Annotated in this window: 19 protein-coding genes and 1 tRNA gene; 13 read left to right on the forward strand and 7 right to left on the reverse strand. The window is 65.6% G+C overall.

Translation table 11 applies throughout. The annotated features are described in order from the left end of the window. Positions 1–2: 2 nt before the first annotated feature. The 6 genes from HKL97_RS12470 to HKL97_RS12495 all read right to left on the reverse strand — a co-directional run bounded on the left by HKL97_RS12470 (position 3) and on the right by HKL97_RS12495 (position 5,577). Positions 3–77 (reverse strand) — tRNA-Lys (locus tag HKL97_RS12470). A gap of 113 nt (positions 78–190) precedes the next feature. Then, complete coding sequence (locus HKL97_RS12475; RefSeq protein ID WP_291425826.1) at positions 191–679, reverse strand: peptidylprolyl isomerase; 489 nt, start codon at positions 677–679, stop codon at positions 191–193. A gap of 65 nt (positions 680–744) precedes the next feature. Beyond that, positions 745–1,248 (reverse strand): pantetheine-phosphate adenylyltransferase, encoded by a 504-nt coding sequence (gene coaD, locus HKL97_RS12480; protein ID WP_291425828.1) that lies wholly within the window; start codon positions 1,246–1,248, stop codon positions 745–747. Next, complete coding sequence (gene gyrA, locus HKL97_RS12485) at positions 1,241–3,964, reverse strand: DNA gyrase subunit A (protein ID WP_291425830.1); 2,724 nt, start codon at positions 3,962–3,964, stop codon at positions 1,241–1,243. Before gyrA ends, coaD begins: the two co-directional genes overlap by 8 nt. 118 nt (positions 3,965–4,082) lie before the next feature. Then, on the reverse strand, positions 4,083–4,682 hold the full coding sequence (gene gmk, locus HKL97_RS12490; protein ID WP_291425832.1) for a guanylate kinase: 600 nt from the start codon (positions 4,680–4,682) through the stop codon (positions 4,083–4,085). Then, entirely contained in the window at positions 4,675–5,577 is a 903-nt protein-coding gene (locus HKL97_RS12495) for a YicC/YloC family endoribonuclease (protein WP_291425835.1), read from the reverse strand. The genes gmk and HKL97_RS12495 overlap by 8 nt, the downstream gene beginning before the upstream one ends. A 38-nt stretch (positions 5,578–5,615) precedes the next feature. Between HKL97_RS12495 and HKL97_RS12500 the strand changes: the two genes are divergently transcribed. Continuing rightward, entirely contained in the window at positions 5,616–6,353 is a 738-nt protein-coding gene (locus HKL97_RS12500) for an SDR family oxidoreductase (protein WP_291425837.1), read from the forward strand. A 140-nt stretch (positions 6,354–6,493) separates the two neighbouring features. Then, positions 6,494–6,706, forward strand: coding sequence for a hypothetical protein (locus HKL97_RS12505; RefSeq protein WP_291425839.1), 213 nt, complete (start codon positions 6,494–6,496; stop codon positions 6,704–6,706). Positions 6,707–6,715: 9 nt separating this feature from the next. Here HKL97_RS12505 and HKL97_RS12510 read toward each other — a convergent pair whose 3' ends face one another. Further along, positions 6,716–7,261, reverse strand: a complete 546-nt coding sequence (locus HKL97_RS12510) for a glutathione peroxidase (protein WP_291425841.1) — start codon at positions 7,259–7,261, stop codon at positions 6,716–6,718. Positions 7,262–7,405: 144 nt separating this feature from the next. On the opposite strand from HKL97_RS12510, the gene HKL97_RS12515 reads away from it, so the two are divergent. The 11 genes from HKL97_RS12515 (at position 7,406) to HKL97_RS12565 (ending at position 22,618) form a co-directional block, all read left to right on the forward strand. Next, positions 7,406–8,344 carry an NrtR DNA-binding winged helix domain-containing protein gene (locus tag HKL97_RS12515; RefSeq protein WP_291425843.1) on the forward strand — a complete coding sequence of 313 codons (939 nt, stop codon included), beginning with the start codon at positions 7,406–7,408 and terminating at the stop codon, positions 8,342–8,344. A 100-nt stretch (positions 8,345–8,444) separates the two neighbouring features. Then, positions 8,445–9,413 (forward strand): quinolinate synthase NadA, encoded by a 969-nt coding sequence (gene nadA, locus HKL97_RS12520; protein WP_291425845.1) that lies wholly within the window; start codon positions 8,445–8,447, stop codon positions 9,411–9,413. Then, positions 9,410–10,873: an L-aspartate oxidase gene (locus tag HKL97_RS12525; protein WP_291425847.1), complete on the forward strand. Its 1,464-nt coding sequence runs from the start codon at positions 9,410–9,412 to the stop codon at positions 10,871–10,873. Before nadA ends, HKL97_RS12525 begins: the two co-directional genes overlap by 4 nt. Next, positions 10,870–11,715: a carboxylating nicotinate-nucleotide diphosphorylase gene (gene nadC / locus HKL97_RS12530; protein ID WP_291425849.1), complete on the forward strand. Its 846-nt coding sequence runs from the start codon at positions 10,870–10,872 to the stop codon at positions 11,713–11,715. The genes HKL97_RS12525 and nadC overlap by 4 nt, the downstream gene beginning before the upstream one ends. 11 nt (positions 11,716–11,726) lie before the next feature. Then, positions 11,727–13,028, forward strand: a complete 1,302-nt coding sequence (gene pabB / locus HKL97_RS12535) for an aminodeoxychorismate synthase component I (protein WP_291425851.1) — start codon at positions 11,727–11,729, stop codon at positions 13,026–13,028. Beyond that, positions 13,021–13,836 carry an aminotransferase class IV gene (locus tag HKL97_RS12540; protein ID WP_291425853.1) on the forward strand — a complete coding sequence of 272 codons (816 nt, stop codon included), beginning with the start codon at positions 13,021–13,023 and terminating at the stop codon, positions 13,834–13,836. Before pabB ends, HKL97_RS12540 begins: the two co-directional genes overlap by 8 nt. A 239-nt stretch (positions 13,837–14,075) precedes the next feature. Beyond that, on the forward strand, positions 14,076–15,443 hold the full coding sequence (gene gorA, locus HKL97_RS12545) for a glutathione-disulfide reductase (protein ID WP_291425855.1): 1,368 nt from the start codon (positions 14,076–14,078) through the stop codon (positions 15,441–15,443). Between the two features lie 53 nt (positions 15,444–15,496). Further along, positions 15,497–16,888, forward strand: a complete 1,392-nt coding sequence (locus tag HKL97_RS12550; protein WP_291425857.1) for a class II 3-deoxy-7-phosphoheptulonate synthase — start codon at positions 15,497–15,499, stop codon at positions 16,886–16,888. After that, on the forward strand, positions 16,885–18,027 hold the full coding sequence (locus HKL97_RS12555) for a nicotinate phosphoribosyltransferase (RefSeq protein ID WP_291425859.1): 1,143 nt from the start codon (positions 16,885–16,887) through the stop codon (positions 18,025–18,027). The genes HKL97_RS12550 and HKL97_RS12555 overlap by 4 nt, the downstream gene beginning before the upstream one ends. 62 nt (positions 18,028–18,089) lie before the next feature. Beyond that, positions 18,090–19,754 carry an NAD+ synthase gene (locus HKL97_RS12560; RefSeq protein WP_291425861.1) on the forward strand — a complete coding sequence of 555 codons (1,665 nt, stop codon included), beginning with the start codon at positions 18,090–18,092 and terminating at the stop codon, positions 19,752–19,754. A gap of 152 nt (positions 19,755–19,906) precedes the next feature. Then, the gene (locus tag HKL97_RS12565; protein WP_291425863.1) at positions 19,907–22,618 is read left to right on the forward strand and encodes a DEAD/DEAH box helicase; all 2,712 of its coding nucleotides are present in this window, start codon (positions 19,907–19,909) and stop codon (positions 22,616–22,618) included. The last annotated feature ends 42 nt before the right edge of the window (positions 22,619–22,660 follow it).

Below are 22,660 nucleotides of genomic sequence, written 5' to 3' on the forward strand. Positions count from 1 at the left end.
ATTGGTGAGCCCGGTGGGGGTCGAACCCACGGCCATTCGATTAAAAGTCGAATGCTCTACCACTGAGCTACAGGCTCTCCGTGCAGGGGGTGAACCAGATTTGCCCCCTGCTCGTCAATAGACACAAACGGATTGCTGACCGGTTTTACCGGAAATGCCGGTAAAACCTGATCATGCGCCCCGATTGGCCTTAAGCGGCCAGGGTCATCTTGATGATCGAATCGGGGTCGATCACCTTGCCGCTCTGCGGATCGCCCTTCTTGATCTGCTGCACGAAATCCATGCCGGCGGTAACCTGGCCCACGATGGTGTAATTACCGTCCAGGAAGGTCGCCGGGGCGAAGCAGATGAAAAACTGGCTGTTGGCGGAATTAGGGTCCGAGGTGCGGGCCATGCCCACCGTGCCGGTGAGGAAGCTGGCGTCCTGGGTGAATTCCGCCGGCAGGTTTGGCAGGTCGGAGCCGCCCATGCCGGTGTTGGTGGCATCGCCGGTCTGCGCCATGAAGCCCGCGATGACGCGGAAGAACTTGCAGCCGTTATAATAGCCCTGGGCGGTGAGCGTACGCAGGCGCTCGGCGGCCTTCGGCGCCAGGTCCGGGCGCAGCTCAATGGTCACGGTGCCGTATTTCAGCTCCATCAGCAGGGTGTTGGAGGTGGCGGCGGCGGCAGGTTCAGTCATGGCGAGTTCCGTTAAAAAAGGGGTTGCAGCGGCAGTGCTGATGAGGGTCCGGCGTTTCAACATAATTACTTCCTCAGTTTGGCAAGGGTACGTTCCAGCGTGAGCTTGGGCACGAAGGAGGAAATATCCCCCCCCAGCAAAGCAATATCCTTCACGAAGCGCGATGAGATGAACTGATGGCGTTCACTGGCCATGAGAAACACTGTCTCGATCCCCGGGTCCAGCCGGTAGTTCATCCCCGCCATCTGGAATTCGTAGTCAAAATCGGAGACCGCGCGCAAGCCCCGCACGATCATCTTCGCGCCGACCTGCTCGGCGAAGGAGATCAGCAGCGCGTTGAAGGAGCGCACCTCGATCACCGCGCCGGTTTTCTCGGCGATCGGCGCGACTTCATCCTGGATCAGCGCAATCCGCTCCTCCAGATTGAAAATCGGGTCCTTGCCGGCGTTAATGCCAAGCCCGATCACCAGCCGGTCCACCAGCCTGGCGGCGCGGCTGATAATGTCCAGATGCCCGTTGGTCACGGGGTCGAACGTACCAGGGTAGAGGGCAACGCGGGCTTCAGGCATCCTCGGTCTCCTGCTCCAATACGGGGAACACGCTGGTGACACGCTCATCGTCATCCAGGCGGAAAAGGGTGACGCCCATCACCGAACGGCCGGTGATGCGCACCTGGTCCACCGGCACGCGGATCAACCGCCCGCCATCGGTCACCAGCATCACATCGTCGCCCTCGCGCACCTGGAAGCTGGCCGCCACGGCCTTGCCGTTGCGCCTGGCGCTGAGCGTGATGTTGGCAATGCCCTGGCCGCCGCGCCCGGTGACGCGGTATTCATAGGCCGAAGAGCGCTTGCCGAAGCCGGAATCGGTGACGGTGAGGAGAATTTCCTCCGCCGCTGCCAGCTCGGCAATTCGCGTCTCAGAGAGGGCGATATCAGCCACCGCCTCATCGCTCTCGCCCGCCTCGGTTTCCTCATCGCCCATGCGCCGCTGCGCGGAGGCATATTTGAGATAAGCGGCGCGCTCGTCCGGCGTGGCCTCGACATGGCGCAGCACGGAGAGACTCATCACCTCATCATCCGCGCCGAGCTTGATGCCGCGCACACCCGCTGAATCACGCCCGGAGAACACGCGCAGGGTCTCGTCGGTGATCTGGAAGCGGATACAGCGGCCGAGCTTGGTGGCGAGAAAGGCATCGTCGCCATCGCGGCAGGTGGCGACGCCGATGAGCCGGTCGCCCTCGTCCAGCTTCATCGCGATCAGCCCGGAGGCACGCATGTTCTTGAAGTCAGACAGCTTGTTGCGCCGCACGCCGCCGCTCGCGGTGGCAAAAACCAGGTGCAGGTTCTCCCACAGCCCCTCATCCTGCGGCAGCGGCAGCACGGTGGTGATCTCGTCCGAACCAAGCTCGGGCAGCAGATTGACCAGCGCGCGGCCCTTGGCGGTGGTGGTGGCTTCCGGCAGGCGCCAGACTTTCTCGCGGAAGGCCTTGCCGCCGGAGGAGAAGAACAGCACGTATTGGTGCGTGTGCGCGTTGAAGCTGCGGGTCACCACATCATCACCACGGGTGGAGGTGGCCGAACGCCCGCGCCCGCCGCGATTTTGTGCGCGGAACACATCCAGCGGCGTGCGCTTGATGAAACCATCGCGCGTGATGGTGACAACCATCTGCCCGGGCTCGATCAGGGCTTCGTCGTCCTGGTCGGTCTCGAAATTCTCGATGCTGGAGCGGCGCGGATTGGCGATTTTCACACGCGCGGCCACAAGTTCCTCGCGCATCACCTCCATGCGGCGGATGCGCGAGCCGATAATGTCCAGCAATTCAGTGATACGCGCCGCAACCTCGGTCAGCTCGGCCTGGATTTTGTCGCGCTCCAGCCCGGTGAGGCGGGCCAGGCGCAGCTCCAGAATGCCGCGCGCCTGCGCATCGGTCAGGCGCATGGTTTTCTCGGGCGTGATGGTGTTGCCCACATCGTCGATCAACGCCAGCAACGGCGCCACATCCTCCGCCGGCCAGTGCCGCTCCATCAGCGCCGCGCGGGCGGTATTGGAATCCGGGCTGCCGCGGATGATCCTGATGACTTCATCGATGTTCGCAACGGCGGTGGCGAGGCCGATGAGCAGATGAGCGCGGTCGCGCGCCTTGTTCAGCTCAAAACGGGCGCGCCGCAGGATCACCTCCTCGCGGAATTCGACGAACAGGCCAAGCAACTCCTTGAGTCCCATCTGCCGGGGCTTGCCGCGGTCCAGCGCCAGCATGTTGATGCCGAAGCTGGTTTGCAGATTGGTGTAGCGGTAGAGATGGTTCAGCACCACCTCGGCGGTGGCGTCGCGCTTCAGCTCGATGACAATGCGCATGCCGTCGCGGTCGCTCTCGTCACGCAGATCGGCGATACCTTCGATGTCCTTGGCGCGCACCAGCTCGGCGATGCGCTCCAGCAGCGCGGATTTGTTCACCTGATACGGAATCTCGGTGACCACGATGGCGTCGCGGTCCTTGCGGATCTGCTCGATGGCCGCGCGCGCGCGGATGGTGATGGAGCCGCGCCCGGTCTCAAAGGCGGCGCGGATGCCCGAGCGCCCCAGGATGATGCCCGCGGTCGGGAAATCCGGGCCGGGGACGATCTGCATCAATTCTTCGAGCGTGATCTCGGGGTTGGCGATCAGCGCCAGCGTGGCGTCCATGATCTCGGCCGGGTTATGCGGCGGAATATTGGTCGCCATGCCGACGGCGATGCCGTTGGAGCCGTTGATGAGCAGGTTGGGGAAAGCCGCCGGCAGCACGCGCGGCTCGGTCTCGCTCTCGTCGTAGTTCGGCTGGAAATCAACCGTGTCCTTGTCGATATCGGCCAGCAGCAGCATCGCCGCCGGGTCCAGCCGCATCTCGGTGTAACGCATGGCGGCGGGCATGTCGCCGTCGATGGAGCCAAAATTGCCCTGGCCGTCGATCAGCGGCAGGCGCATCGAAAAATCCTGCGCCATGCGCACGGCGGCCAGATAAATCGCGCTGTCGCCGTGTGGATGGTAGGTACCCATCACGTCACCGGTCATACGCGCGGATTTGCGGTAGGGCTTGTCGGGCGTGTTGCCCGCTTCGTTCATGGCGTAAAGGATGCGCCGGTGCACGGGTTTCAGCCCGTCGCGCGCATCAGGCAGGGCGCGCGAGACGATGACGGACATCGCATAATCGAGATACGATTTGCGCATCTCCTGCTCGATGGCCACAGGCTCCGTACCGCGCAGCGGCAATGGTTCCGCGCCGGATTCGCCGGTCATATCGCTCATGTCAGATCAGGTTGCGGATGGCGGTGGCGGCGGACTCGCCGGACCAGTGGTAACAGACTGAGATCATTAAGAATTTTATCCTGAGTTCAGGCCGGTTCATAGCATAAACCTGGCATATTTACAAACCGGGCCGGGCCGCCTGCCGCTTCGTCTCCAGCCGGCAGGCGCGCAAAATCGCGCGCAGGTCCGCCAGGGCCACATCCAGGTCGTGATTCTCGACGATATAGTCGAACTCCCCGGCATGGGAGATTTCCGCCTCGGCATGGCGCATCCGCTCCGCCACCTGCTCCGGCGCATCGCCACGCTTGGTCAACCGGTGGTGCAACACCTCCAGCGAGGGCGGCTTGATGAACACGCCCACCACATCGCCCGGCATGGCCGCGCGCAGCTGGCGAAACCCCTGCCAGTCGATATCGAACATCACATCCTGCCCGGCGCTCAGCGCCGCCTCCACCGGGCCGCGCGGCGTGCCGTAGGAGCGGCCGAACACCCGTGCGTATTCCAGTAGTTCGCCCGCCGCCGCCATTTCATCAAACCGCTCCTGGCTGATGAAATAATAATGCTTGCCCTCTTTCTCGCCGGGGCGGCGCGCGCGCGTGGTCACGCTCACAGAGAGCGAGAGCGCATCATCTTGCTCCAGCAACGCGCGCGAGAGCGTGGTTTTACCCGCCCCCGAGGGCGCGGCCAGCACCAGGCAAAGCCCGCGGCGGCTACTCAATGTTCTGCACCTGCTCGCGCAACTGCTCGATCGCGGCCTTTAGCGAAAGCCCGATGGAGGTGAGCGCCAGCGAGGCGGATTTGCTGCACAGCGTGTTCGCCTCGCGGTTGAACTCCTGCATCAGAAAATCCAGTTTCCGGCCGATGCCAGCACCCTCGGCCAGCAGCGCGCGGGCGGCGCCGATATGCGCATGCAGCCGGTCCAGCTCCTCGCGCACGTCCGATTTGGTGGTCAGCAAAGCAATTTCCTGCGCGATCCGCTCCTCCGGCAGCGCCGGGGTGGCGCCCAGGATTTCCGCCAGCTGCGCAGTGAGCCGGGCCTTGTGCAGGGCTGGCTGAGTTGCCGCATCCACCGCGGCGGCGGCGTGCAGCGCCTCGATCTCGCCCAGCAGCGCCGCGGCGATATTTGCCAGCCGCGCCCCCTCGCCTGCCCGCGCTTCAACCAGCTGCGCCAGCCCTTCGGCAAACCCGGCCTGCACGGCGGCGGCCAGGGCGGCCTGCTCCTCCTCGGTATCATCCTGCGCGGAGACACTGCGCATCACGCCCGGCAACCCCAGCAGCAGCTCGGCACGCGGGGGCAGCGCGCCGGGGATATTATCCGCCAGATCGATCGCCAGCTCCTTGATCCGCTCCAGCACCGCGAGATCGGGCATCATGCCCGAGACCGCATCGCGCTTTAGGGTGAGCGTGCCCGAAACATTCCCGCGCTTCAGCCGCTTGGCGGCCAGGTCGCGCAGGGGGAACTCCAGCGCATCCAGCCCGCCGGGCAGGCGGAGCTTGATATCCAGCCCCTTGCCGTTGACGCTGCGCAGCTCCCATATCCAGGAGACAGGGCCGGCCTGCCCGTGGGTGCGCGAGAAGCCGGTCATCGAGGCGATTGAGGTTTTTGCGTTCATGGGCTGGCCTCTTAGCAGGAGGCTGCTACGCTGCCCATATGCAGTACCGAACCATCGCGATGACCGGCGCCTCCAGCGGGCTGGGGCAGGCCCTTGCCCTGGGGTACGCGGCCCCAGGGATCACACTGCATCTGGCTGGGCGCGATGCTGTGCGCCTCGCCCAGACCGCCGCGGCCGCGCAGGCGAAGGGCGCGCGGGTCACGCAAAGCATCGCTGACGTCACCAACCGGGAGGAAATGGCCGGTTGGGTGGCGGGGCTGGAACAGCTTGACCTGATGATCGCCAATGCCGGGGTCTCCGCCGGGCCGGGCCGGGCCAACCGTGAGCAGGACGAGCAGATCCGCCGCGTGTTCGCCACCAATCTGGATGGTGTGTTCAACACCGTTTTGCCCGCGATGGCGCGCAAAACGCCGCGCATCGTCATCATCGGCTCCATCGCCGGGCTGATCGCGCTGCCCACCTCCCCCGCCTATAGCGCCGCCAAGGCCGCGCTGGATTTCTGGGTGCGCGCCGCCACCCCAGGCGCCGCGCGCGAGGGCATCGCCTTAACCCTGGTGCGCCCGGGCTTCATCCGTACCCCGATGACCGCGCACAACCCCTACCCGATGCCGGGCATGCTCGGCGCCGATGAAGCTGCGCGGCGGATCATCCAGGGCATCGCGGCGGGGCGCGGCGTCATCACCTTTCCCCGGTGGTTCGCCGCCCTGGCCTGGGTGGCCAATCTGGCGCCCAAATCCCTGTTCGCCCGCGTGCCGGGAAAACCCGCGCAGAGCTGAGCCGCACCCGCCTGCGAGGGCACGAAGGGCTTGGATGCATTTCTTCAATTATCTGATTCTTAATGATTTTATCACATAAATTCACTATACACCCTGAGTATGAGCGCCTAAACCGGCGGCACAACCTTGAGGCATCCGAGATGACCAGCAAACCATCCCACGGTTTCATCCTCTGGGCAGTGCCGCGCTTCCACCGGCCTGTTCAAGCGGTGCAAAGCCATAGCGTTCCTGCGCCATCGGTAAAAACCCTGCTCGTTGCCGCGCGCCCGATTGAAGTTGCCCCCGCGCCGGCGCCCAGCAAAACAACCGCCGACCTCACCGAGGCCAGCGACTGCCTATATGCGTATCACTAACTCTTAAGTTTAGGCCGCCAGCGCGGCATCCAGCGCGGCGCGCAAGCGCGGATCATCAGCCGCCACATCCGGCGTGAAACGGGCGACAACCTCACCATCGCGGCCGACGACGAATTTCTCAAAATTCCACAGCACCTCGGGCGCCGGGTTGGTGGCGATGCCAAAACCCTCCAGCCGGGTGCGGAAGGCATCGCCGCCCTCAGCCTGCGGCCTGGCTGCTGTCAGCGCCTGATACAACGGATGCTTATCCGCCCCCGCCACCGAGATTTTGCTGAACAACGGAAATTGCACATCGTAGGTGGTGCTGCAGAAACTGGCGATCTCCGCCTCGCTCCCCGGCTCCTGTTCTCTGAAATTATTCGCGGGAAACCCCAGCACTTCCAGCCCGGCGTCATGCTTCTCGGCGTAAAGCTTCTGCAACCCCTCATACTGCGGGGTTAACCCGCATTTAGAGGCGACATTCACCACCAGCAGCACCTTGCCCTTGTAATCGCCAAGGTTCGCCGCCTTACCCTCGATGCTCTTCAACGGAATGTCATAAATCGCGTCCGCCATGCTGTTCCCCTTTGTGATGTTATGTTGCGCGCGGCTGGTGAGCGCCGCCGCCCGCGATACATATTGCCCCGGCGCGGATTTTCAATGCGCGCAATGGCCGCACCCGGCCTTGCCAGCGCCCGGCGCCATCTGCGAAATGAGCCCATGATCGAAAACCGGCCTGGTTCCGTAAGCGCTGAGCTGATTGCCGTTCTGGTCGCGGTCACGGCCGGGACGCCGCGCGTGCTGACCATTGCGGAGGGCACCTCCCTGCCCTCCGGCCCGCTTTCGCCCGAGCATCGCTCGCTGCAGGCGGGCACGCGCTCCTGGGTGGAACGCCAGACGCATCATCCGCTGGGCTACGTCGAACAGCTTTACACATTCGCCGATAACGACCGCAACGCCGCGCTGGGGGGCTTTGGCCGCGCGATTTCGATCTCCTATCTGGCGCTGACCCGCGAGCAGCCAAAAACGCTGGACGGCGGCGCCAGCTGGCGCAATTGGTATGATTATTTCCCCTGGGAGGACCACCGCCAGGGCGCGGATTTGCCAGCCCCCCTGCCTGCCGCGCTGCGGGCCTGGGCGCAGGCCGGCGCCAGCCCGGCGGAGCGCCGCGCGCGCAAGCAACGCGCCGCCATCGCCTTTGGCCTGGAAGGCCGGCGCTGGAACGAGGAGCTGGTGCTGCAACGCTATGAGCTGCTCTACGAGGCCGGGCTGGTGTCCGAGGCGGCGCGCGACGGCATTGCCTGCCACACCACCCCGGCCCCCCGGCTTGGCCACGCCATGCGCCAGGACCACCGGCGGATACTGGCCACCGGCATCGCCCGGCTGCGCGCCAAAATCACCTACCGCCCGGTGGTGTTCGAGCTGATGCCCCCCAGCTTCACCCTGCTGGACCTGCAGCGCAGCGTGGAGGCACTGGCCGGGCAACTCCTCCATAAGCAAAATTTCCGCCGCCTGGTTGAACAGCAGGCGCTGGTCGAGGAAACCGGCCAGATGGCCGGAGCCACCGGCGGGCGCCCGGCCAAGCTGTTCAGGTTTCGCGCCGATATCCTCCAGGAGCGCGCCTACGCCGGAACCAAGCCGCCGCTCCCGCGCGCTTGACGGGTTATGCTCAAGGCCAGTATAAGCGGCTGCACGACCGGGCGCGCGCCCGTTTTTTTCTGACCTATTTATGCTCAATTTGAGCATTACTGGATGTACCATGCCGTTGGATCTTACCCAGCTCTACCAGCGCGTCAGCCGCGTGATTCCCCCTATCGAATGGGCGCTGTTCTCGCCTGATATCGAGGCGATCAACCGCCTCAAGCGCGAGCGCAACGCGGTGATCCTGGCGCATAACTACCAGACGCCGGAAATTTTCCACGGTGTTGCCGATATCGTTGGCGACAGCCTGCTGCTGGCGCGCGAGGCGATGAACGTCGATGCTGACGTGATCGTGCTGGCGGGCGTGCATTTCATGGCCGAAACCGCGAAACTGCTGAACCCCGCAAAGACCGTGCTGATCCCCGATACGCGGGCCGGCTGCTCGCTGGCTGAGAGCATCACCGCCGCGGATATTCGCCAGCTGCGCCAGCGCCATCCCGGCGTGCCGGTGGTGGCGTATGTGAACACCTCGGCGGCGGTGAAGGCGGAGTCCGACATCTGCTGCACCTCGGGCAATGCGAAGAAAATCGTCGAGAGCCTGGGCGTGCCGGAAGTGATCATGCTGCCCGATGAATACCTGGCGCAGAACATCGCGGCGCAGACCAATGTGAAAATCATCACCTGGGCCGGGCATTGCGAGGTGCATGAGCGCTTCACCCCGCAGGAGATTGCGAACCTGCGCGCCGCCCACCCCGGCCTTACCGTGCTGGCGCATCCCGAATGCCCGCCGGATGTTGTCGCGGTGTCGGACTTCGCGGGTTCCACCGCGGCGATGAGCGATTACGTGGCGCGCGAAAAGCCCGCCCGCGTGGTGCTGATCACCGAATGTTCGATGAGCGATAATGTTGCCGCCGGCCATCCGGGCACCGAGTTCATCCGCCCCTGCAACCTCTGCCCGCACATGAAGCGGATCACGTTGCCAAACATCCGCGAATGCCTGGAGACAATGCAAACGCAGGTGGAAATTGAACCCGCATTGATGGCGCGCGCGCGATTGTCTGTCGAACGCATGCTCGCGGTGCAATGAGCGCGCATGGCTGCCCGGTAATCATCGGCGGCGGCGCCGCGGGGTTGATGGCGGCGCTCTGCCTGGCGCCGCGCCCGGTGGTGCTGCTCTGCGGCGGCACGCTGGGGTTTGAGACCGCCAGCGGCTGGGCGCAGGGCGGCGTTGCCGCGGCAGTTGGTCCGGATGACGATTTCGCCCTGCACACGCAGGACACTCTAAGCGCCGGCGCCGGGCTGTGCGACGCTGCGGTGGTGCGCCGGATCATCGAGGCCGGGCCTTGGGCGATTGATTTCCTTACCCGGCTCGGCGCGGATTTCGGCCGCCATGCGAACGGCACGCTGGCGCTCGGGCTGGAGGCCGCGCACTCACGCCGCCGCATCGTCCACGCCAAGGATGCCACCGGCGCCGAGGTGATGCGCGTGCTGATCAACGCCGTGCACGCGGCGGAACACATCACGATACGCGAACACACCCAGGCCACCGAACTTGCCGTGCGCGACAACAGGGTTTGCGCCGTGCATGCCGCAACGCCCGCCGGCGCGCTCAGCATCGCCACCAGCTGCGCGGTAATCGCCACCGGCGGCATCGGCGGGCTGTTCGCGCACACCACCAATCCGCTGGGCGCCACCGGCACCGGGCTGGCGCTCGCCGCCAGGGCGGGGGCCGATCTGCGCGATATGGAATTCGTGCAGTTCCACCCGACGGCTCTTTCCTGCGGGCTGGACCCGATGCCGCTGGTGAGCGAAGCCGTGCGCGGCGAGGGCGCTGTGTTTATCGACAACGCGGGCACGCAGTTCATGAATGGCGGGGACCTCGCGGCGCGAGACATCGTCGCGCGCGCGGTGGCGGCAAAATATGCAGCGAATGACAGCGTTTTTCTTGATGCGCGCCGGGTGCTGCCGGAGAAATTCCCGGGCATTTTCGCCACCTGCCGCGCGCAAGGGATAGACCCTGCGACCCAGCCGGTCCCGGTGCGTCCCGCTGCCCATTACCATATGGGCGGCATTGCGGTGAACGCCGATTGCGAAAGCAGCGTGGCGGGTTTGTTCGCCTGCGGCGAGGCCGCCGCGACCGGGCTGCATGGCGCCAACCGCCTTGCCAGCAACTCACTACTGGAAGCGATGGTGACCGGGCGCATCGTGGCGCAGGCCGTGAGCGGACGCACGGCAGAGGCCACGGGTGCCCCACCGCCTACGCGGCAGGCGTCCCGGCACGCACCGGTTGTTCGTGAAGTTTGCAGCCAGAGCCTTGGTATTTATCGTAATGCGCCGGAGCTTGAAGCCGCCGTGGCGCGGTTGCGCCCACTCGCCGCGCAGTCTGATGGCGCGCTGGTGGCGCTGCTCATGGCGCAATCGGCCCTGCGCCGGCGCGAGAGCCGCGGCGCGCATACCCGCGCGGATTTTCCGCACACCGACCCAGCGCAGGCAACCTCATCCACTATCAATCTTTCCGGCCTTGCCGATACAGGACTGAACGCATGATCCCTTATCTTCTCGTTGAACAAGCGGTGCGGGAGGGATTGCTGGAAGACCTCGGCCGCGCCGGGGATATCACCACCGAGGCCGTGGTGCCGCCCGAGCGCCAGGCCGTTTGCACACTCGTCGCGCGCGACCCCGGCGTGGTGGCCGGGCTGGATTTCGCCCGCGCCGCCTTTGCCCTGATTGACCGCAGCATTGTCTTCAACGCAAAACTGCCTGACGCCTCGCGCGTCACGCCTGGCGAGGTGATTGCGGAAATCACCGGCTCAGCTCGCGGCATTTTAACCGCCGAGCGCGTCGCGCTGAATTTCCTTGGCCCGCTCTCGGGCATTGCCACCGCCACGCGCGGCATTGCCGATGCCATCACCCACACCAAGGCGCGCATCACCTGCACGCGCAAAACCACGCCGGGGCTGCGCTTTGCGCAAAAATACGCGGTGCGGTGCGGCGGCGGCGCCAACCACCGCTTCGGCCTTGATGATGCGATCCTCATCAAGGACAATCACATCGCCCTGGCCGGCGGCATCGCCCCGGCCCTGCGCGCGGCCAAACGTGCCGCCGGGCATCTCGTGAAAATCGAAATTGAAGTGGACACGCTGGCGCAGTTGCAGGAGGTGCTGCACGAAGGCGTGGACGCCGTGCTGCTCGACAATATGGACACAGCGCAGCTTCGCCAGGCGGTGGCGATGATAAATGGCCGCGCCATCGCCGAAGCCTCCGGCAGAATCACCCCCGCAAGCGCTGGCGCCATCGCGGAAACCGGGGTGGACCTGATCTCGGCGGGCTGGCTCACCCATAGCGCGAAGGTTCTGGACATCGGGCTTGATTTTGTCCGCGTGAGCTGATCCGCCCGCCAGTGATTCACGAAATCCCCTGGCGCGCGCCGCAGGATTGCTTTGCCGCCTTGATGCCGGCGCCGCATATCGCCTTTCTGGACAGCGCCGCCGCAGGCGATGCCCGCAGCCGCTTCAGCTATATCTGCGTCGATCCCTTCAAAGTCCTGCGCGGCGCGCAACTCGCCCAGGTGGCGGAAGAATTGGCCCGCCACACGCCAATCCCCGGCCCCCTGCCCTTCACCGGCGGTGCGGCCGGGTTTTTCAGCTACGATCTGGGACTGGGGCTGGAGCCGGTCGCCTCGCGCCATGGCAACCCGATGAACCTTCCTGATATGGCCATCGGTTTTTACGATACGCTGATCGGCTTTGACCATGCCGCGCGGCGCTGCTGGCTGATCGCGGGCGCGCGCGCAGGGCAGGACAGCGGCAAGCGCGCCGGCACCATCCTCGCCCGCCTGGCGCAAACCCCCTCACCCGCGCCATTGCCCAAGCTCCACTGGCAGGCGGACATGAGACGCGATGACTACATCGCCCAGGTGGAGCGAATTCTCGCCTACATCCGCGCGGGGGACATCTATCAGGCAAACTTCACCCTGCGGCACACCGCCCCGCGGCCCGCGCAGCTTGACCCCGCCTCTCTCTACCTCGCCTTGCGCCAAGCCAGCCCGGCGCCTTTCGCCGCCTATCTGGACTGCGGCGAGGGCCTCGCGCTGCTCAGCGCCTCACCGGAACGTTTCATCAGCCTCGCGCCCGGCGGCGAGATTGAGACCCGGCCGATTAAAGGCACACGGCCACGCCATGCGGATGCGCGGCGCGATGCAGCCCTTGCCGCCGCGCTTGCGCAAAGCCCAAAGGACCGCGCCGAAAACCTGATGATCGCCGATCTGCTCCGCCATGATATCGGCCGCGCGGCACAAATCGGCAGCGTGCGCGTGCCGGAGCTTTGCAAGGTCGAGAGCTTCGCCTCGGTGCATCATCTGGTCTCCAGCGTTACCGCCCGGTTGCGCCCGGGGCTTGGCGCCATCGACCTGCTGCGCGCCACCCTGCCTGGCGGCTCGATCACGGGTGCGCCGAAAATCCGCGCCATGCAGATCATCGACGAGTTGGAACCCTGCCGCCGCGGGCCCTATTGCGGCATCATCGCCTGGATCGGTTTTGACGGGGCGATGGACAGTTCCATCATCATCCGCACGTTGATCGTGACCCCCACCCATGTTCTGATGCAGGCGGGCGGCGGCATCGTGGCCGACAGCCAACCGGATGCGGAGTATGAGGAAATGCGCGTAAAGGCCGCTCCAATGCTTGGGGTTTGCGATGGCTGACCAGTTTGCCTGGCTGAACGGCGCGCTGTGCCCGGTTGATCGCGCGCTCATCAACCCTGCCGACCGCGGCTTCACCCTGGGTGACGGCATATTCGAGACGATCCGCGTGGCCAATGGCGCACCCCGGCATCTGCCTCTGCATCTGGCGCGGCTGGGCTGGGGCGCGGAGGAACTCGGCCTCGCCGTGCCGCTCAGCGGCGCGCAGTTTCATGCCGCCATCAGCGCATTGCTCGCCGCCAACGCCCTGCAAAACGCCACGCTGCGCATCACGCTCACACGCGGCGCCGGGCCGCGCGGCCTGTTGCCACCGCCCAACCCCACGCCCACGCTCCTCATCACCTGCGCCCCCTTCATCGCCGCCGCGCCTGAAATTTCCGCCATTATTTGCCAGAGCACCCGCCGTAACGAATTCTCCCCGCTCTCGCGCATCAAATCCATGAACTATCTGGACAGCATCATCGCCCGGCGGGAAGCGGAGGCGCGCGGCGCGGGGGATGCGATCATGCTGAACACCAAGGGTGACGCCGTTGCCGCCAGCGCCGCCAATCTCTTCGTGCTGCAAGAGGGCATCTGGGCCACCCCCCCGGTGCGTGATGGCGCGCTGGCGGGCACATTGCGCGCACGCCTCCTGGCCCGCGGCCTCGCGCATGAGGCGCCGCTGCTCCCCCGGCAACTGTTAGCCGCCCCCTGCGTCTGCCTTGGCAACGCCCTCTCGGTGCGGATGCTGACCATGCTGGACGGCCAGACGCTGCAAACCAATGCCGCCGCGGCGCAGGCGCTGCGTTTGGTTTTGGAAGCTGTGCGGTAAGGAATGTTTTGCCGGAAAATCCGCCTTTAGGGCCTTGAGCCAACTCAGGGGATGATGGACAACGGGCGCAGACCCGCCCGGGCACCCAAACCCTGGCCGAAGCCTTGGAGATCAGACCGGACGATGGTAATTCGCGGACATGTGGACGGCATGGAGGGCAGTTATGTCAACGGCTGGGTTGCCTCGTTCATAAAAGCCGCCGCCGCGCGGTGCGGCTAATCTCGGTTCAGGAGCACAAATTGGATTTTGACCTATTCGTGATCGGCGGCGGCTCGGCTGGCGTGCGCTGCGCGCGCATCGCGGCGGGGCATGGCGCGCGTGTCGGCGTCGCCGAATCCCGCTTCTGGGGAGGCACCTGCGTCAACATCGGCTGCGTGCCGAAAAAATTCCTGGTCATGGCGGCGGAATACGGCGCCCTGGCGCAAGACGCGCGCGGCTTCGGCTGGGACACGCCCAAAGGCCAGCATGACTGGTCCGCCCTGCTGGCCGCCAAGGACACTGAGATCACCCGCCTCAACGGCATCTACAAGCGCCTTCTGGACCAGGCCGGCGCCACCATCTTCGAGGCCCGTGCCAGCTTCATCGACGCCCACACCCTCGATGTCGGCGGCCAGCGCATCACGGCCGGAAAAATCGTCATCGCCACCGGCGGCCACCCCACCAGCCTGCCCATCCCCGGCGCGGAGCTGGCCATCGTCTCCGATGACGCCTTCTACCTCCCCGCCATGCCAAAGCGCGTCGCCATCCTCGGCAGCGGCTACATCGCGGTGGAATTCGCAGGCGTGTTCGCCGGGCTGGGCGCGCAAACCCACCTTATCTACCGCCAGCCCCTGCCGCTGCGCGGGTTCGATGCCGACATCCGCTCCGGCCTCGCCCTGGAGCTGGCGCAAAACGGCGTCACCCTGCACCCCGGCACCACGCCGCAATCCATCCACGAGGCAGACGGCGCCAAACATGTCACGCTCTCCGATGGCAGCGTGCTGGAGGTGGATCTTGTCTTTTTCGCCACCGGCCGCGCGCCCAACGTCTCGGGTCTCAACCTCGCCGCCGCAGACGTGAAAACCGCCCCCTCCGGCGCCATCCACATTGACGAAAACCTCGCCACCTCCACCCCCAACATCTACGCCATCGGCGATGTGACCGACCGCCTGAACCTCACCCCCGTCGCCACCGCCGAGGGCCACGCCCTGGCCGACACGCTTTTTGGCAACAACCCGCGCAGCGTCAGCCTGGAGAACGTCCCCACGGCCGTCTTCTCCATCCCGCCGGTCGCCACGGTCGGCCTCACCGAAGAACAAGCCGCCGCGCGCGGCGACACCAAGGTATTCCTCACCCGCTTCACCCCCATGCGCCACGCCCTCACGCGCCGTCCGCGCAAAACCATCATGAAACTGCTGGCAGACACCGCCACTGATCGAATCATCGGCGCGCATATGCTGGGCGAGGACGCGCCGGAAATCATGCAGGGCATCGCCATCGCCATTACCGCCGGGGCAACCAAGGCCGACTTCGACCGCACCATCGGCATCCACCCCACCGCGGCGGAAGAATTCGTCACCCTGCGTAGTCAGACCAGGGTTGTGGGGCCAAAGACTTCCCCCAAGTAGCCAGCGCGGTCAAATCGCGCGATAATACCCCAAACGAGGACTCTGGAGAGCCAATGGACACGATCACCCCAGCCCATCTCACCCCTGGCTGGACCCCCGCGAGCTGGCGCAACTGCCCCATCCGCCAGGTGCCAAGCTACCCCGACGAAGCCAAGCTGGCGGCGATGGAAGCGAGGCTCACCCGTTTTCCGCCCCTGGTGTTCGCAGGCGAGGCCCGCCGCCTGAAGGCGCAGCTCGGCCACGCCGCCTCCGGCCAGGCCTTCGTGCTCCAGGGGGGTGACTGCGCGGAAAGTTTTGGCGACTTCACCGCCAACATCATCCGCGACACCTTCCGCGTCCTGCTGCAAATGGCCGTGGTGCTCACCTTCGGCGGCTCCATGCCCGTGGTTAAACTCGGCCGCATGGCCGGCCAGTTCGCCAAGCCACGGTCCTCGGACACCGAGACGATCGACGGCGTCTCCCTACCCTCCTACCGCGGCGACATCGTCAACGGCCCGGAATTCTCCGCCCAGGCCCGCATCCCGGACCCCACGCGCATGGAGTTCGGCTATTTCCAGTCCGCCGGCACGCTCAACCTGCTGCGCGCCTTCGCCTCCGGCGGCTATGCCGACCTGCATGAAGTCCACCGCTGGAACCTTGATTTCGTCGAGAAATCGCCCCTGGCCGCGCGCTACCGCGACCTCTCGGCGCGCATCGATGAGACCCTTGCCTTCATGGGTGCCTGCGGCCTCACCAGCATCTCCGCACCGCAAATCCGCGAGACTGATTTCTATACCAGCCACGAATCCCTCCTGCTGCCCTACGAGCAGGCCCTCACCCGGCTGGATTCCACCTCCGGCGACTATTACGCCTGCTCGGCGCATTACCTGTGGATCGGCGACCGCACCCGCCAACTGGACGGCGCGCATGTCGAGTTCATGCGCGGCATCCGCAACCCGATCGGCATGAAGGTCGGCCCCAGCATGGAGGCGGACGACCTGCTGCGCCTGATGGACCGGCTGGACCCCAGCAACGAGCCAGGCCGCCTCTCCCTCATTGCCCGCATGGGCGCCGATAAGGTGGAGGAAAAGCTCCCCGCCCTGCTGCGCGCGGTCAAAGCCGCCGGGCGTACCCCGGTCTGGATGTGCGACCCCATGCACGGCAACACCATCAACACCGCGCAAAAGCTCAAAACCCGGCGCTATGAGGCCATCGTCTCCGAGCTGAAGAGCTTCTTCGCCGCCCATGCCGCCGAAGGCACCATCGCAGGCGGCGCGCATATGGAAATGACCGGGCAGGATGTCACCGAATGCACCGGCGGCGCGCGCGGCCTCTCTGAAGCCGATCTCGCCAACCGCTACGAGACCTCCTGCGACCCGCGGCTGAACGCCGAACAGGCGCTGGAACTCGCCTTCTTCCTCGCCGAGGAGCTGAAAACCCGCCGGGCCAAGCGCCTAAGCGCATGAGCCTTTCCCCGCTCAACGAGGCGGAAATCACCGCGCGCACGGATGCCTATTTCAACCGCACGCGCGCGGTCGTCGCCCGCTTCGGGGACAAGCGCGTCACCTATGCGGTGTTTCTCCGCCGCCCGGTGGTGTGCGCCCCGGCGCTGATGGTGGACTGGCTGAACGCCGTGGCCGCCTCGCGCGGCGAAACCTTTGAAATCGAGCTGATGCACCAAGAGGGCGAATGGGTCGGCGCGGGCGAGCCGCTGGTCTACATCACCGGCAGCATGCAGGCCCTCACTGACCTCGAAACCCTGATCCTGCAAAAAATCGGTGCCGCCTGCGTTGCCGCCCACAATGCCTTCCAGATGTGCGTCGCCTTGCCCAAAACCACCTTCCTGGCGATGGATGCACGGCACTGCGCCGGGGCCGAGATGCAGGAGATCATGGCCTACGCCGCCGCTGTCGGCTCGCGCGCCGCCAAGGCCGAGGGCGCCAAAGGCTTCATCGGCAACGCCAACGATTGGACAGCGCATTATTTCGGCGCCCCCACCGGCTACGGCACTATGCCGCACGCCCTCATCGGCTACGCCGGCTCCACCCTGCGGGCCGCGGAAATGTTCGCCGAGACCTTCCCCGATGAAGACCTTACCGTATTAGTTGACTATTTTGGCCGCGAGATCACCGACGCGCTGGCCGTCTGCCGCCATTTCTCCGAAATGGCCCATGCCGGGCGCATGGCCGTCCGGCTGGACACCCACGGCGGCCGGTTTCTCGAAGGGCTGGACCCGCAGGAGAGCTACGCCGTGCTGGAGCGCCACGCTCCCGGCGCGCTGCGCCGCTACCGCAGCCAGAACGAACTGCGCTACCTCATCGGCACCGGCGTCTCGGCCGCCGCCATTTGGAAGATGCGTGAATCTCTCAACCAGGCCGGTTTCGAGCGCGTGCGCATCGTCGCCAGCTCGGGCTTCGGCGTGGAAAAATGCAGCGTCATGGCCGATGCCAGCACGCCGATCGACGTGGTCGGCACCGGCAGCTTCATCCCCGAAATCTGGTCAGAGACCTATGCCACGGCTGATATTATCGCCTATGATGGCGAGCCGATGGTTAAAATAGGCCGCGAATTCCTGCTCCGCCCAGCCAAACGCGACCCCGGCTGACCTTCACGCCGCCTGACCGGCGCAAGCCGGCACCTCCCCGCATTAACCAGACGGGCATCACCATGACCACCACACTTAAAATCGCCATCGCCCAGCTCAACCTGCACCTCGGCGCCATCGATAAAAACATCGCCGCCATCCGCGCCGCCCGCCGCCAGGCCGCCGCCATGGGGGCGGATTTGCTCATCACGCCCGAACTCTCCATCTCCGGCTACCCGCCGGAGGATCTGGTGCTCAAACCCGCCTTCGTCGCCGCTTGCGAGGCCGCCGCCGAGGAACTGGCACTGGACACAACCGATGGCGGCCCCGGCCTCATCATCGGCACCCCTTGGCGCAACGGCACCGGCCTGCACAACGCCGCCTTCGTGCTCGATGGCGGCAAGATCATCGCGCGGCGCAAAAAACACGAACTTCCCAACTACGGCGTGTTCGACGAAAAGCGCGTCTTCGCTCCCGGCCCCGTACCCATGCCGGTCAGCTTTCGTGGCGTCTCCCTCGGCCTGATGATCTGCGAGGACTGGTGGTTCCCAACCGTCCCCAAAACCCTGGCCGATTCCGGGGCCGAGCTTCTGCTCTCCATCAACGGCTCTCCCTTTGAGGACGGCAAGCAGCACACCCGCATCGCGCTCGCCGCCCAGCGCGTCGCCGAAACCGGCCTGCCCTATATCTTCGCCGCGCTCACCGGCGGGCAGGATGAAATCGTCTTTGACGGCGCCTCTTTTGTCCTCAACGCCGACTGCGGCCTCGCCGCACAGCTCCCGCATTTCGCCGAATCCCTTACCCTCACCACCTGGACCCGCACGGCCACCGGGCTGGCCTGCGCGCAGACCAGCTTCCCCCCCCCGCCGCACCGGCTGGAGCTGATCTACCAGGCGATGATGATGGGCCTGCGCGACTATGTGAACAAAAACGGCTTCCCCGGCGTGGTCCTGGGCCTCTCGGGCGGCATTGATTCCGCCATCTCCGCCGCCGTCGCGGCTGATGCGCTGGGGCCGGAGCGCGTGCGCGCCGTCATGCTGCCCAGCCCCTACACCTCCGCGCACTCCCTGGAAGACGCCGCCACCTGCGCCCAAATGCTGGGCGTCCCCTATGAGACCATCCCCATCTCCGGCGCCATGAATGCCTTCGCCCAGGCCCTGGCCCCCGCCTTCACCGGCCGTGAACCCGACATCACCGAGGAAAACCTGCAATCGCGCACGCGCGGCATCATCCTCATGGCGCTGTCCAACAAATTCGGCCCCATGCTGCTCACCACCGGCAACAAGTCGGAAATGTCGGTCGGCTACGCAACCCTCTACGGCGATATGTGCGGCGGCTACTCCGTCCTCAAGGACATCTACAAAACCACGGTTTTCGAGCTTTCGCGCTGGCGCAACGCGCACAGCCCCGCCGGCACGCTCTGCCCGCGCGCCCCGGCCATGCCCGAGCGCATCATCACCAAGGCGCCCAGCGCCGAGTTGCGGGAAAATCAGACCGACCAGGACTCCCTGCCCCCTTATGACATTCTCGACGGCATCCTGCACCGCCTCATCGAGGGTGAAGCCAGCATCGAGGATGTCGCCGCCGAGGGGTTTGAGCGCGCCACCGTCCTGCGGATCTGGAAACTGCTTGACCGCGCCGAATACAAACGCCGCCAATCTCCCCCCGGCGTTAAAATCTCGCTGCGCGCTTTCGGGCGTGACCGCCGCTACCCGATGACCAACGGGTTTACGAATTTATTAAAATAGATGCCGCACAATTCAGCCATGCCCCCGCAAATTTCTTTCTTTTCCCCCTGCCCTTTTCCACAATATCGGCTATGAGACCCTTTGGCCCGCCGCGCGGCGGGCTGGACGCGCGCCAAGCCTGGCCGCGCGAAACAGATTGAAGGGTTAGCTTGATGCCGGTTGCGTACTCCGCTGAAGATCTTGAAAAAGTATTCGATTCCAAGATTCTCACCAGCAGCCGGTTCATGGCCGAGATGACCGATGTGACCCTGGATGGCGAGACCATCACCGGCACCAACCAGATGGGCGCCAAGTGGACCACCAAAATCACCCCCATCGCCATGGGCCAGCGCATCTCCTTCGCCGAGCGCGAATGCAGCTGCGGCGAAAGCAAGTGCAAGCACCTCGCCGCCACCGCGCTCAAGGCGCTGGAGTGCTTCCCCGTGCTGCGCAAGGCCGCGCCCAAATCGCTGATCGACACCATCATCCCCGCGCATGAGCGCCCCTTCGCACCGCCGCCAACCCGCATCCGCCCCACCGGCCGCCGCCCGCGCGCCGCCAACATTGCCCCCGTCTTGCCCGAAGCGCCCGAGCCAGGCGCAACCGTGCTGGAACGCCCCTGCACCCCGGTGCTGCGCCTGCGCCGCCTGCAGGCGCCTGATGAATTCGGCCGCCCGCGCATCATCGACGTGCTGACGCTCGACTTCGATTATGCCGGCGTGCGCGTTGACGGCGCCGACGACGCCCAGTTCATCCGCGTCAAATCCGGCGGCCATATCGTCTTCATCCGGCGCGACACCGCCGCCGAAGCCGCCGCGCTTGACGCTCTGCGCCCCGATAATTTCGTGCAGATGCGCGTGGCCGATGGCAAATCCGCCCGTGGCCAGCGCGTCCTCGTCTTTCGCGGCGAAACCGCCGCCACCCAGTGGCACCATTTCGTCGCCGTGCGTGTCCCCGAGCTCACGGCGCTCGGCTGGCAGAGCAGCATCGAGGCCAATTTCGGCCCGCAGCTAGCCGAGAACGTCGGCAATATCGACGTCACCGTAGAAGACGCCACCAAAGGCAGCTTCAGCCTCGAATTCGGCATCGAGATTGATGGCGTACGCCACCCCCTGCTGCCCATTCTCGAACACCTGCTGGCGCGCGGCGGCTACGAGGCCGCGCAGATCGTGGGGGATGAGATCATCACCAGCATGGATGACGGCCGCGTCATCAAACTTCCGGCCGAGCGCATCCGCCGCCTGCTCTCCGTCATGGGCGACCTGATCGAAGCCGCAGGCCGCACTGCTGAAAAAGCCCTGGTCCTGCCCGTCGGCGCCGCGGCCACGGTGCTGGAGCTGGAGGATGTCCTCACCACCAGCTGGCAGAACGCCGCCACCATTGAAGCCTATGTCGAGCGTTTCCGCGGCGAACCCGAGATCATCCCGGTCGTGGTGCCCGAAGAATTCCAGGGCCACCTTCGCCCTTACCAGCAACACGGCGTGGACTGGCTGCAGCACCTCGCCGGCCACGGCCTCGGCGGCTTCCTGGCCGACGACATGGGCCTTGGCAAAACCGCGCAGACCATCGCCCATATCTGCGTTGACCACGCCGAAGGCCGGCTCACCGCCCCGGCGCTCATCGTCGTGCCCACCAGCCTCGTCGCCAACTGGACCGCCGAGCTGGCCAAATTCGCCCCGCATCTCAAAGTTGCCGTTCTGCACGGCATGGAGCGCCATGAGCGCCGCGAGCAGCTCGATGACATCAACGTCGTCATCACCACCTATACGGTCCTGACGCGCGACATCGAGGAAATGAAGCAGATCCCCTGGCACATCGTCGCCCTCGACGAGGCGCAGGCCATCAAGAGCCCCGATGCCCGCGCCACCCGCTCGGTCTGCCAGCTCAACACCACGCACCGGCTCTGCCTCTCGGGCACGCCGATCGAAAACAATCTCGACGAATTATGGTCGCAGTTCGCCTTCCTCATGCCCGGCCTGCTGGGCGACCGCCGTGGCTTCACCAAACGCTTCCGCACCCCCATCGAGAAAAACGGCGATCCGGTCTGCCGCGCCCAGCTCGTCGCGCGCATCGCCCCCTTCATCATGCGCCGCACCAAATCCGAGGTCGCAACCGAGCTGCCGCCCAAACACACCATCCTGCGCCGCATCTCCCTCGCGCCGGACCAGCGCGAGCTCTACGAGACCATCCGCGGCACCCTGTATGAGACCGTGCGCGACCAGATGGCCGAGCGCACCCTGGCGCAGAGCCGCGTCATCGTGCTTGATGCCCTGCTCAAACTCCGCCAAGCCTGTTGCGATCCGCGCCTGGTCAAGCTCGGCGGCGGCAACCGCGGCACGGAAAGCTCCGCCAAGCTTGACGACCTGATGGAGATGATCAACGAGCTGATCCCCGAAGGCCGGCGCATCCTGGTGTTCTCGCAGTTCACCTCCATGCTGGACCTCATCAAGCCCCGCCTCGTTGAAGCCGGCGTTCCCTATGTGGAGCTGCGCGGCGACACGCGCGACCGCGCCGAGCCGGTCCGGGCCTTCGAGGCCGGCGAAGTCCCGCTGTTCCTCATCTCGCTGAAAGCCGGCGGCCGCGGCCTCAACCTCACCTCCGCTGACACCGTGATCCATTACGACCCCTGGTGGAACCCGGCGGTGGAAAACCAAGCGTCAGATCGCGCGCACCGTATCGGCCAGACCAAATCCGTGTTCGTCTACAAGATGATCGCGGTCGATACAGTGGAAGAGCGCATTCTGGAACTGCAACAGCGCAAGGCCGAACTCGCCAGCATCGCCTTCTCCGAAGCCGGCGGCCTCGCCTTCAACGCTGATGACATCGACTTCCTCTTCGGCAAGGAACCTCAACACGCCGAGGAAACCGCCGCGCAAGCCGCCTGAAAACCGCGCAACAAAAAACGGCCCGGGAAACACCTGGGCCGC

The sequence above is a fragment of the Acidocella sp. genome (genome assembly GCF_013044125.1).
Classification (GTDB): Bacteria; Pseudomonadota; Alphaproteobacteria; order Acetobacterales; family Acetobacteraceae; genus Acidocella.